Source organism: Microcoleus sp. Pol11C2 (assembly GCF_036701505.1).
Classification (GTDB): Bacteria; Cyanobacteriota; Cyanobacteriia; order Cyanobacteriales; family Microcoleaceae; genus Microcoleus.
The window spans coordinates 105,303-116,981 of sequence record NZ_JAUBQX010000017.1 but is presented as its reverse complement, the minus strand read 5'-3'; the positions used below and the strand labels follow the sequence as shown (position 1 = coordinate 116,981).

Below are 11,679 nucleotides of genomic sequence, written 5' to 3'. Positions count from 1 at the left end.
CCCCACTGCTGCCTCCCGTAGGAGTCTGGGCCGTGTCTCAGTCCCAGTGTGGCTGATCGTCCTCTCAGACCAGCTACCGATCGTCGCCTTGGTGGGCTTTTACTCCGCCAACTAGCTAATCGGACGCGAGCTCATCTTCAGGCTATAAATATTTTCCCTTTCGGTACATCGGGGCTTAGCAGTCGTTTCCAACTGTTGTCTCCGTCCTGAAGGCAGATTCTCACGCGTTACTCACCCGTCCGCCACTAAGTATTTCTACTCCGTTCGACTTGCATGTGTTAAGCAGACCGCCAGCGTTCATCCTGAGCCAGGATCAAACTCTCCGTGTTGTTGAGTTCTTTTGGCTAATATCAAGTTCTTTCTACTCAGCTATAAAAGCTGGTTTTTTTCCCTTGACTTTTTTCTCGTTGTTTGCGATATTGAGTATCAGCTCTCGCTATATCTCTCTATCTTGATTTTTTTGACGAGGTTAATAGTGCTTTAAGCTTTCAAACTATTCTTTTTTCTAGGTTCAGTTTTTTACCTTTAGTTCGCGGTTGTTTGAACCGCTTCTCTTCTGGCGCTTTATTAATATACTTATTTCGCAAGGTGTTGTCAAGCGTTTTGCAAAAATATTTTTGACTTTTTTTAAATCCATACATACCAAGGGTTTGAGCTGTTTATTCCCGATCCTGCCTCCGCTGGCTGACTCCTCTTTCCGGGAAGGGGTCTTTTTTTTGGGCAAGATGGGACTTTTGGGGGGAGTATCTACCGCGCATGGGTAGAATATCTCTACGTGTAGATGTTCTATATATAGATGTTCGATCGCCCGCTCATGAAAAAACCTGCCCCTGGCCCTAGTGCCTTGTTCGTTACCTGCGCTTCACTGCTGATGGCTTGCACTCAGACGAACACTCCCCAAACACCGACTACAGTATCTCCAGGTACTTCGCCATCTCCGGCAACTTCGCCACAGGGTTCGGCGGCGGGGAACTCTACCGCTATTCCCGTTGGGGTTGGGGTGGCGCAAACTAGCAATGTGGCTTTGCTCGGTCAGGAACAGGTGGCTGGGGCGAAAATTGCTGAGAAGTATTTCAACGATAAGGGCGGTGTGGATGGGACGCCGATTAAACTGGTGTTCCAAGATACGGGTGGAGATGAACAAGGGGCGATCAATGCCTTCAATACTCTGATCAATCAGGATAAGGTGGTGGGTATTGTGGGCCCAACTCTCTCGCAGCAGGCTTTTAGTGCCGATCCGATCGCTGATCGCGCCAAAATTCCTGTACTCGGACCATCCAACACCGCTAAAGGCATTCCCCAGATTGGCGATTATGTGGCCCGAGTCTCCGCGCCTGTCGCCGTGGTAGCACCTAATGCAGTTAAAGCGGCCCTGAAGCAAAATCCCAATATTAAGAAAGTAGCCGTGTTTTTTGCTCAGAATGATGCTTTTAGCAAATCTGAGACTGAAACTTTTCAGACAACGGTTAAAGATATGGGACTGGAATTGGCAACAGTCCAAAAATTCTTGACTACTGATACAGATTTCCAATCTCAAGCCACTAATGGCATAAATGTCAAGCCCGATTTGATAATTATTTCTGGGTTAGCTGCAGATGGAGGCAATTTAATTAAGCAGTTGCGGGAGTTGGGCTACACAGGCATTATCATTGGGGGCAACGGTCTGAATACTTCCAATGTATTTTCGGTTTGCAAGGCTCTTTGCGAGGGGGTTTTAATTGCCCAAGCATACAGCCCGGAATATCAGAATGAGATTAATAAGGCTTTTCGTGATGCTTATCGCGCTCAATTTAAGAAGGAACCGCCTCAGTTTAGCGCTCAAGCTTTTACTGGGGTACAAGTTTTTGTTGAGTCCTTAAAAGAAATTAATGCTAAGTCGAAGATTAGCCAAAAGCCTGTGGCAGAATTGCGTTCAAATTTGAATCAGCAGTTGTTGAGTGGAAAGTACGATACGCCTCTGGGGGAAATTTCTTTTACGCCGGAAGGTGAAATCAATCAGAAAGAGTTTTATGTGGCACAGATAAAAATGGATGCTGATGGTAATAACGGTAAATTTGAATTTTTGAAATGAACTCAGGCAAGACACGGATACACGGATGAGTTATTGAGTGTGACTCTGAAGTCTCCCCCCCTGCCCCCCCAAGGGGGGAAGTCAGAAGTCGAAGTAAAAAGTGTATGTTTTTTGTTGTTGAATGATTTCGGTGTGAGGCTCAATTCTTAACTGGTGATGGACTTAACTCTGTTTCTGCAACAATTTTTGAATGGTTTGTCGATCGGCAGCGTGTATGCTATTTTTGCCCTGGGATACACCCTAGTGTTTTCTATTCTCGGAATTATTAATTTTGCTCACGGTGCAGTGTTTACTTTGGGTGCTTATTTCACTTATGCGCTAATGGGCGGTGCTTTTGGTTTTAACGGGTTGTTGGCTAATGCGAGAATTCCCGTGCAGTTTCCTTTTGCTGTGGCGCTAATTTTGGGCAGTACGCTGGCTGGTTTGGTGGGAGTAATTGTTGAAAGAGTTGCTTTTTTGCCTTTGCGCCGCAGACACTCAGATCCTCTGCTGACGGTGGTTTCTAGTTTGGGGGCGGCGGTGGCGATCGCCAATATCATCCAGTATCTTGTTGGTGCAGAAATTTACACTTTTCCTACTAATACTTACGGGAATTTGCCGGCAGCTATTAACTTTGGTACGGCGGATAAACAAATTCCTATTCGCACTGTTCAAATACTGATTTTTGGCGTAGCTATTGCGATTGTTAGTCTTCTAACTTACTTGATAAATTTCACTAAATTTGGCAAAGCAATGCAGGCGGTGGCTGAAGATGCTACTACTTCTAGTCTGTTGGGTATTGATACTGACAGATATATTGTTTTGACGTTTTTTGTGAGCAGTTTTCTGGCTGGTTTGGCGGGGAGTTTGGTGGGTTCTAGTGTTAGTATTGCTGGGCCGTATTTTGGGATTGCTTTTGGTTTGAAGGGTTTGGCGGTGATTGTGCTTGGTGGGTTGGGGAGTATTCCTGGGGCTGTTTTGGGTGGGTTTATAATTGGTTTGGTGGAGGCTTTTGTGCCTGGTGATTTTTCGGCTTATAAGGATGCTGTTGCTTTTGGCATATTGTTTATGATGCTATTGGTTAGACCGCAGGGTTTGTTTGGACGGCGCTTGATTCAAAAAGTTTAGGATTATTTGCAATAACTGTAGTGCATCAGTCGCTAAAGGGATGTTATATGAAAGTGGAAGTTCCATTAATTGTAAGCGATCGCCTTTTTTTGCGATTAGCAAATCAAGACGATATCTGCGAAATTATTAAATTTTACAGTGACAATCAAAAGTTTTTTACTCCCTGGCACCGACAGTGGGCGGAGGATTTTTTAACGGAAAGTTATTGGCAAAAACAAGTAGAGAAAGATTTCCAAGGATTTGAGTCTGACAAATCTTTAAAGCTGTGGATTTTTGATAAGGCTAATCCTGAGTATATTCTCGGCAACGTTAACTTTGATAATTTTGTACGAGGTGCCGGTCATTTCTGCTTTTTGGGATATAATCTGGCAGAAGCGCAACAAGGTAAAGGTTATATGAGTGAATCTGTGCGAGTTGCAATTCAATATGTTTTTGAAGAGTTAAATTTACATCGCGTTATGGCAAATTATATGCCTCACAATCAGCGTAGTGGTAATCTACTTAAAAGATTGGGATTTGTGGTGGAAGGTTACGCTAGAGACTATTTGTTCATAAATGGTCGGTGGGAAGACCACATTCAGACTAGCTTAATTAATCGTAATTGGAAACCAAGTTAACCAGATTTTCCCTAATAATTTCCAATCTAAAATCAAGTTATGGCTACATTTTTTACTACTTACGGGTTTCTAATCGTTTCGATGTTGCTGGGTGCAATGTTGGGAATGTCGCTGTATTTGCCTCTAATGACTGGACAGTTGTCTCTGGCTAGCCCTGGTTTTTATGCTTTAGGCGGGTATATTGCGGCGATTTTGTCTACAACGGTGTTTCAACAGACAGGGGGTTTGTTTCCTCTGCCATTGCTGTTATTGGAGATGATAATTGCAGGGGCTGTTTCGGGGTTGCTGGGGATTTTAGTGGGAATTCCGGCGCTGCGGTTAAGCGGGATTTATTTGGCGATCGCAACTATTGCTTTTGTGGAAATTTTGCGGGTTTTATCGTTGAATCTGGACATCACTGGCGGGGCTGTGGGCATTTTTGGGATTCCGCAACCGTTTGCGACGCCGATCGAGTATTTGTGGATTGTAGTACCTTTACTGTTGGTAAGTATGGCGATTGTGTATCGGCTGGAACGGATTCGGGTGGGGCGCGCTTTTGCTGCGATCCGGGCTGATGAGTTGGCGGCTGATGCGATCGGCATTAACCCAACTTTTTATAAGGTTTTGGCTTTCACGTTAGGTGCTGTTTTAGCTGGGGTTGTGGGTGCAGTTAGCGCTCATTTCCTGAATACTTGGAACGCGCGTCAAGGGACTTTTGATGCTAGTATTATTTACTTGACTTCTGTGTTGATTGGTGGTAGCCGAACTTTTCTGGGAGCAGTTTTGGGTGGGATGGTGTTTACTGCTTTGCCGGAGGTTTTGAGGGGGATCGCAACTATCCAGGGATTGCCGATTTGGTTGGCGCAATTTCTGCGGGATGGACGTTTAATTATTTTTGGGTTGCTGATTGTGTTGGGGACGATATTTTTTCCGCAAGGTTTGGTGACGCCGGAGTTGTTGAAGAGGTTTAAAAAGGCCGATCGTACTTCTGTTTAAAAAAGGATGGCCAGCCATCGCCGACCTCAGCAATCATCACTACCGTAGCGTTGATGCGGACTTCAGAGTCGATCGGCTTTCCCTATTCATTGGGGAACCGCCTCAGTTTGAACGCTGCCAATACTCAGATGAGAAATGCGATGTTTCTGCTACACCATCGACAACGAAATACGGCGAAACGCAGTTGTAGCCAAGTGCTTTAGATGATGAACTGATGGTGTATGCGGTCTTTTTGGATATTCGATCGCTCTTCTCAATGCAATCACTAACTTAGACCCATTGAGAAGAGCTTTGTATTGTTTTCAGGAAGCACAAAGAAAATGCCTAACCTTGATTGACTGCGCTGGGTTCCATGAACATAGTTTCCCAAATGTGGCCATCTAAATCCTGAAAGCCATGACTATACATAAATCCGTAGTCTTGCGGTTCATTGTAGGTCGTTCCGCCAGCAGCAACTGCGTTACGAATCATTTTATCCACTTCTTCTCTGCTCTCGGAAGACAAGCACACCAGCACTTCTGTACTCTTGCTGGCATCGCAAATTGGGTTGGGTGTAAATTCCTTGAACTTAGCTTCTGTCAAGAGCATAACGAAGATGTCTTCGCTCACAACCATACAAGTGGCAGTTTCGTCAGTAAACTGGGCGTTAAAACTGAATCCAAGTTTAGTAAAAAATTCGACAGACCGATCGAGATTTTTGACGGGTAAATTCACGAAAATTTTAGTAGCCATGTTTTCTCCTTTTTAACTTCGATCGCAAGGTGAAACATTAACGATTTTTCGCTAATGTTTGAATTGAAGGGTAAGGCCTGTGAGCAAACTTGAAAGGGTTAGGTAGCTGGCTGGACATTAATCATCCACGGTGTGCCAAATCGATCGACAAGCATTCCAAAACGGGTAGACCAGAAGGTCTCTTGGAATGGCATCTTTACCGTTCCGTCTTCTGCCAATTTTTGAAAGATCCGCTCCGCTTCGACCTGATCGTCAAATTGAAGATTCACAGAGAATCCCTGCGGTTTTTTAAAGCCATCGGGTGGAGTGTCAGAACCCATCAATACCATTCCACCAACCGTTAAGTTGGCGTGCATGATTCGATCGCGCTGTTCGGAGGGAAATTCCTCAGACATGGCCGCATCCCCATAGGTCATCATCGCGTCGATTTTGCCACCTAAACACTGTTCGTAGAATTTAAATGCAGCTTCGCATTCACCGTCAAAAAAGAGATAAATATTCGATTGCATCATGTACTCCTTTGGTTAATAGTCGATCGAGCAATCCATTCATGGGAAATGATGTGGCTGCCGAACGAAAAGTTAGGCAGTATTGATGCCCTCAAGAACGCTGGAGTTGTTCTGTCCCCGCCCGAATGCGTTCTTCCTGTTCCCTGAGTTCGGGCGTCAAGGATTCGCCGAAGTCCTCTGCTGAAAAGGTCGGGCGAATTTCGATCGCGGATTCTCCTGGCATCGGGTTGGGGCAGCGTTTGACCCAAGCGATGGCTTCGTCCATCGACTGCACTTGCCAGATCCAGAATCCGGCAATCAACTCTTTTGTCTCTGTGAACGGCCCGTCAATCACGCTGCGATTTGTGCCTGAAAACGTCACCCGCGCTCCTTTTGAGCTGGGATGTAGCCCTTCGCCAGCGAGCATAATTCCCGCCTTGACCAATGCTTCGTTGTACTGCCCCATTTCCGTCAGAAGCTGTTCGCTGGGCATGACGCCTGCCTCTGAATCTTCGGTAGCTTTGATTAGAACCATGACTTTCATCGTGAAATCTCCTTTTATTTATGGTTGTTGAGCTGGGCTAAGGTGCGCTCCTGAAAACGGCTTGAGACGTTTCTGGATCGAAGGGGACAGAGCAATGCTCGTGAACAATCTGCCATTTGCCCTGTTTCCGCTGGCACGCAGAGGTGATTCGCATCCACATCTGCGCCCCTGGGTGATCTTTTGGCATCCCTGTGAAGTGAAAAAGCCAGTGCGCGATCGCCAAATCACCGCTCACGGTGAGGCTGAGGTCTCGCATCTCAATCCCGAAGGAGTCCGGGAAGCAAGGCAGGCACGCCTCCCACGTCCGTCGAAATTCATCTGCACCTTTGGTTTGGAACGGCGGTATTGCATCGAAAATAATCACATCTTGGGCGTAGTGCGCCATGATGCGATCGAGGTCTTTGGCGCAGATGGCACTGGCCGTATCTGCTATGATTTGTCGAATCTGGGCTTCGTCTTGTGTTTTGGTGGTTTCGGTTGTCACAGTCATGGTGGTATCTCCTTCTTGATGTCGATTGGTTTTCCGGGCGCAGATTGAAAACTGCTAACCCTTGCTCTACCATCTAGTCGAATAGAGGTGGGTGCGATCGACAAGTTGAACATTTTTTCTGAAAAAGTTTGTCAGTGCGGATGTGAAAGTTTGCGTTGAGCGGTATTGACAAGCGAATTTCAAAGGTGGTACCCGCCACGTGATTTATCCGTGGAATCAATCCAAAATCGCAAATCGAAAATCCTCAAGCCCCCGCATTTATCCGTGGGGTCAATCTAAAATCTAAAATCTAAAATCTAAAATCGATTGACGGCAATTACTGGTCTGATGGCAAGCCCGACAGTTCCACGATCGGGCGAATTTCAACCGTACCCTTACTGGCGCTTGGTATGCGTGCTGCGATCGCGATCGCTTCGTCTAGATCCTTGGCATCGATCAGAAAGTAGCCGCCGAGTTGTTCGCGCGTCTCCGCAAACGGCCCATCGGTGACAAGTTTTTTGCCGTCACGCACTCGAATACTGGTTGCTGTGGCGATCGAGTGTAGCGGCGAAGCACCTAAATATTGACCGTTCGCTTGCAGTTCTTGGGTTAGCTGCAAAGACTTTGCGTAGCATTGCTGCAGCTCGCTTTCAGTCCAGGCATTTTCGTCACTGTAAATCAGCAATATATATTTCATCGTTACTCACTCCAAAATTCGATCGGATAGTCACCTTCATTGAGTAGTCGTTCGGCGAGGCTGCAAATCGACAGCGAAGCAAAAAATTTTTTCAGCCTAACTCGCGAAGGCGTTTTTCGAGAAAACGACGCTCTGGTTCCTGTTTCACGATCGCCAGCGCCTTTTGGTAGGATTCTCTGGCATCAGCCGTTCTGCCCAGCCGCCGACACAAATCGGCTCGCGCGGAGTGTGCCAGATGGTAGTCTGCCAAATCGCCATGCGCTAATATTTGGTCGATCGATTGCAGTCCCGCTAAGGGGCCATCACGCATTGCCACTGCCACCGCCCGATTTAAGGCAACAACCGGCGACGGCTCTAATTGCACGAGCAGGTCGTATAAGCCCACAATCTGCGCCCAGTCCGTTGCAGCAGCACTCTGGGCCTCTGAATGCACGGCTGAGATCGCAGCCTGAAGCGTGTACGAACCAAACCGTCCCGATGATAGCGATTGCTGCACCAGTAACCTGCCTTCAGAAATTTGTGCTTGATTCCAGAGCGATCGATCTTGGTCTTCTAGAAGGATGAGGTCGCCTGTGGAGGAAGTGCGTGCGGTGCGCCGCGATTCTTGCAGCAGCATCAGCGCCAGGAGTCCGATCGCTTCGGAGTCTGGCAACAGTTCCATTACCAGCCGTCCCAAACGGATCGCTTCGCCAGCGAGATCGGCCCGCGTCAGCGATCTGCCAGATGAGGCCGCGTACCCTTCGTTAAACACCAGGTAGATCGTTTGAAGCACGGTGTCCAATCGATCGGGCAAATCGGTTTTCGACGGCACTTGATAAGGAATGCGTGCGGATCGGATCTTCGCCTTGGCCCGCACGATCCGCTGCGCCAACGTGGGGGGAGCAATCAGGAAGGCGCTGGCAATTTCCTCGGTACTGAGTCCGCAGACTTCCCGCAGCGTCAACGCCACCTGAGCTTCTGGCGACAGGGCCGGATGACAGCAAGTGAAAATCAAGCGCAGGCGATCGTCCTCAAGGTCCTCGTCATCCTCGATCGTGGTGTCACTCGGATCGAGTTGTTGAGCGAGTTCTGCCAAGTGGGTATCAAAGCGGGCGCGACGGCGGATGGTGTCGATCGCTTTAAAGCGACCCACTGAAACAAGCCACGATCGCGGGTTAGCGGGAATGCCGTCACGGGGCCATTGCGCTACAGCCACAGCGAAGGCTTCGTGCATCGCCTCTTGGGCGCGATCGAAGTCACCGAGCAAGCGGATCAGTGTGGCTAAAACGCGGCGCGACTCGGACCGGTACACAGCTTCCACCTGCTGACGGATTTGATTGGCTGCTGTCTCATTCATAAAGCGTTCACAAAACAAACATATATAGCGGTTCTCGGAAAAATGAGGTATTCACGAATTAATTAACAATTCCCCAATCCCCCAATCTAAAATCTAAAATCTAAAATCTAAAATCTAAACTTGTACCTGATCTATCTGAGAAAGGCTATATTATTGGCCGTGCCGCAGAGTACGATGCTGCCATTGCTCCCGTGCAATCCGCCAATCGACCTCGCTCCAACCGCGATCGGACATCCATGATGACCCTGGGCGGGTAGCAACCACCTGTGCTCCTATCCACTCGGCCAACCGAGCGATCCGGGTATTTGCACTCACGGTAGACCCGGAGATCGCCTTCAGATCGAGTTCCGCGAACCCAAAGTCGAGCAGCGCACGCCCGACCTCGATCGCGTAGGCATATCGCCCCCAATAGGCTGGTGCCAGTTCTAGACCAAATTCCATCTCGCCAGTTTCAGACAATTTTCCCCGCAGTCCACAGCAACCGACAAGGGCGTAAGGTTCCTGTCGTTGTACGATCGCCAGTTGGTAATTGAGTCGAGGGCGATCGCCAGCCCATGCCTGAAACATCTCAAATAAACGTGCGGCGTGGTCGGGACTAGACCGATCGGGTTCGTAAAATGTCTGGTTGCGCGGATCGGCTTGATACTCCAAGAATGGCGATCGATCGGAATCTACAAAGTCACGCAGCAGAAATCTTCTGGTTACAATCTTTATCATGATTTACAACTTTAATAATTATCGGCTATTAAACAAACATCATATTCTCCCAAATCTTAATAGTTTTGTCACTGCTGCCGCTAGCCAAAAACTCTCCTTCCGGGCTAAAATTAACCGAATAAACAGAGTTAGTATGACCTGCTATATTACAAATTTCTTGACCGTCTTTCACTCGCCAAATCTTGATAGTTTGATTGCTGCTGCTAGCCAGAATCTCGCCATCGGGACTAAAAGCAATAGAATCAACATACCAAGAATGTCCTGCGATCGTTAAAATTTCTTGCCAATCTTTGACCCACCAAATTTTAATAGTATTGTCATGGCTGCCGCTAGCCAGAAACTCTCCATTTGGACTAAAAGCTATGCAGCGAACGGAGTCTGTATGACCTGTAATTGTGCGAAGTAGCTTCCCATCTTTAACTCGCCAAATTTTGACTGTTCTGTCCCAACTGCAGCTAGCAATAGTTTCTCCATCAGGGCTAAAAGCAACAAAATAAACTAAATTGGTGTGACCCGCAAGCGTGCGAATTTCTTGCCCGTCTTTGACTCGCCAAATCTTGATTGTTTGGTCCCAACTGCAGCTAGCAATAATTTCGCCATCGGGACTGAAAGCTGCGCCGTAAACTGAGTTACTGTGACCGATCAGGGTGCGGATTTCTTGTCCATCTCTCATCCGCCAAAGTTTGACAGTTTTGTCGTGGCTGCTGCTGGCTAGCATCTGTCCGTCCGGGCTGAAGGCTACTGTATAAACCGAGTTAGCGTGTCCTGTGAGAGTGACAATTTCTTGCCCGTCTTCTACTCCCCACAGCTTGATTGTTTTGTCATCGCTGCCGCTGGCTACAACTTCTCCGTTGGGGCTGAAAGCCACAGAGTAAATTAAGTTTTTGTGACCTGTGAGGGTGTGAAAATATTGCCAGTTATAGGTTTGTTGGTGGTGCGGGGCGGGAGTTTTTCCGGGTTTAACTAACTTGGAATTTGTTTGAGGAATTGCTAGATCGATCGCCACTTGGGGATTAATTTCTTTTAATACTTCAACAGCCGTTTGATAGCGGCGGTTGGTAGCATTTTCAATCATTTTGTCTAAAATTTTCCCGAGTTGTTCACTCACCGGGTTGTTGGCCAAATACTGCCGCCATATCCAGGCATCTTCACCAGGATCGAACAGGTCAAATGGGGAAACTTGAGTTAGTAAATACAAACAAGTTACGCCTAAACTGTACAAATCGCTGGTAAAAAATGCTTTGCCTCTAGCTTGTTCCGGGGCGATGTATTCGGGGCTGCCGATGCTGGTTCCTGTTTTGAGTAATGCTGTACCTGTGGCAATTTTTGCGGCGCCAAAGTCTACTAAAACTAATTGTTTGTCGGCGCGGCGAATGATGTTTCCGGGTTTGATGTCTCGGCGAATAACGTTGTGGGAATGGATGAAGTGAAGGACGGGTAATAAGCTATTGAGTAAGTCTTGAATTTGATTTTCTGTAAATGTGCCTTCTGTTTCTACAATTTGTGCTAAATTTTGCCCGTCTACAAATTCTTGGACTACATATTGCCGGCCCTCTTGGATGGAATAGGCTAATAGTTCGGGAATTTGAGGGTGTTTTCCCAATTCGTCCAATCGCATTGCTTCTTGTTCAAAAAGTTCGGCTGCTTTTTTGCTGTTGCGATTGCTTGCTGATGGAATGAGTTGGATTTCTGGGGGTAAAAATTGTTTGATGACGCAGCGGGGTTTTGAGGGTTTATCTTCGTCAACGGCGAGGAATGTTCTACCAAAACCGCCTTGTCCGATCGCCTTTATAGCCGGGTAGCGATCGCGCAGCAGCAGTTTTGAACGGCAATTCCTACAAATTTTGGCTGCGGGAGGGTTTTGTGGCTGGGAACAGTTGGGGTTTAGGCAGTAACTCCTTCGATTTTAGATTTTAGATTACGGAT

12 protein-coding genes, 1 rRNA gene and 1 pseudogene are annotated in these 11,679 nt (G+C 47.3%); 4 read left to right on the top strand and 10 right to left on the bottom strand.

Annotated elements, in window-relative coordinates; all coding sequences use genetic code 11:
• Positions 1–329 (bottom strand): 16S ribosomal RNA (locus tag QUA42_RS12765); the annotation flags it as partial.
• Positions 330–814: 485 nt separating this feature from the next.
• On the opposite strand from QUA42_RS12765, the gene QUA42_RS12760 reads away from it, so the two are divergent.
• The 4 genes from QUA42_RS12760 (at position 815) to QUA42_RS12745 (ending at position 4,770) form a co-directional block, all read left to right on the top strand.
• Positions 815–2,071, top strand: coding sequence for an ABC transporter substrate-binding protein (locus QUA42_RS12760; protein ID WP_333137590.1), 1,257 nt, complete (start codon positions 815–817; stop codon positions 2,069–2,071).
• 156 nt (positions 2,072–2,227) lie between these two features.
• A complete protein-coding gene (locus QUA42_RS12755; protein WP_333137589.1) occupies positions 2,228–3,178 on the top strand; it encodes a branched-chain amino acid ABC transporter permease in 951 nt (316 codons plus the stop codon).
• A 47-nt stretch (positions 3,179–3,225) separates the two neighbouring features.
• Positions 3,226–3,795 carry a GNAT family N-acetyltransferase gene (locus QUA42_RS12750; protein ID WP_333137588.1) on the top strand — a complete coding sequence of 190 codons (570 nt, stop codon included), beginning with the start codon at positions 3,226–3,228 and terminating at the stop codon, positions 3,793–3,795.
• Between the two features lie 39 nt (positions 3,796–3,834).
• Complete coding sequence (locus tag QUA42_RS12745) at positions 3,835–4,770, top strand: branched-chain amino acid ABC transporter permease (RefSeq protein WP_333137587.1); 936 nt, start codon at positions 3,835–3,837, stop codon at positions 4,768–4,770.
• 324 nt (positions 4,771–5,094) lie between these two features.
• Here QUA42_RS12745 and QUA42_RS12740 read toward each other — a convergent pair whose 3' ends face one another.
• From QUA42_RS12740 to QUA42_RS27745, 9 genes and pseudogenes are all read right to left on the bottom strand, one after another.
• The gene (locus QUA42_RS12740; RefSeq protein WP_333137586.1) at positions 5,095–5,502 is read right to left on the bottom strand and encodes a VOC family protein; all 408 of its coding nucleotides are present in this window, start codon (positions 5,500–5,502) and stop codon (positions 5,095–5,097) included.
• A 98-nt stretch (positions 5,503–5,600) separates the two neighbouring features.
• Positions 5,601–6,014 (bottom strand): VOC family protein, encoded by a 414-nt coding sequence (locus tag QUA42_RS12735; protein WP_333137585.1) that lies wholly within the window; start codon positions 6,012–6,014, stop codon positions 5,601–5,603.
• Between the two features lie 88 nt (positions 6,015–6,102).
• Positions 6,103–6,534, bottom strand: a complete 432-nt coding sequence (locus tag QUA42_RS12730; RefSeq protein ID WP_333137584.1) for a YciI family protein — start codon at positions 6,532–6,534, stop codon at positions 6,103–6,105.
• A 37-nt stretch (positions 6,535–6,571) separates the two neighbouring features.
• A complete protein-coding gene (locus QUA42_RS12725; protein ID WP_333137583.1) occupies positions 6,572–7,024 on the bottom strand; it encodes a nuclear transport factor 2 family protein in 453 nt (150 codons plus the stop codon).
• Positions 7,025–7,340: 316 nt separating this feature from the next.
• Entirely contained in the window at positions 7,341–7,700 is a 360-nt protein-coding gene (locus tag QUA42_RS12720) for a YciI family protein (protein WP_333127087.1), read from the bottom strand.
• Positions 7,701–7,791: 91 nt separating this feature from the next.
• Complete coding sequence (locus QUA42_RS12715; RefSeq protein ID WP_333137582.1) at positions 7,792–9,036, bottom strand: RNA polymerase sigma factor; 1,245 nt, start codon at positions 9,034–9,036, stop codon at positions 7,792–7,794.
• A 150-nt stretch (positions 9,037–9,186) separates the two neighbouring features.
• Positions 9,187–9,753: a GNAT family N-acetyltransferase gene (locus QUA42_RS12710; protein WP_333137581.1), complete on the bottom strand. Its 567-nt coding sequence runs from the start codon at positions 9,751–9,753 to the stop codon at positions 9,187–9,189.
• Positions 9,754–9,781: 28 nt separating this feature from the next.
• Positions 9,782–11,536, bottom strand: a complete 1,755-nt coding sequence (locus QUA42_RS12705; RefSeq protein WP_445301311.1) for a protein kinase domain-containing protein — start codon at positions 11,534–11,536, stop codon at positions 9,782–9,784.
• 45 nt (positions 11,537–11,581) lie between these two features.
• Positions 11,582–11,635 (bottom strand): annotated as a pseudogene (locus tag QUA42_RS27745) (hypothetical protein); the annotation flags it as partial.
• Positions 11,636–11,679: the final 44 nt, after the last annotated feature.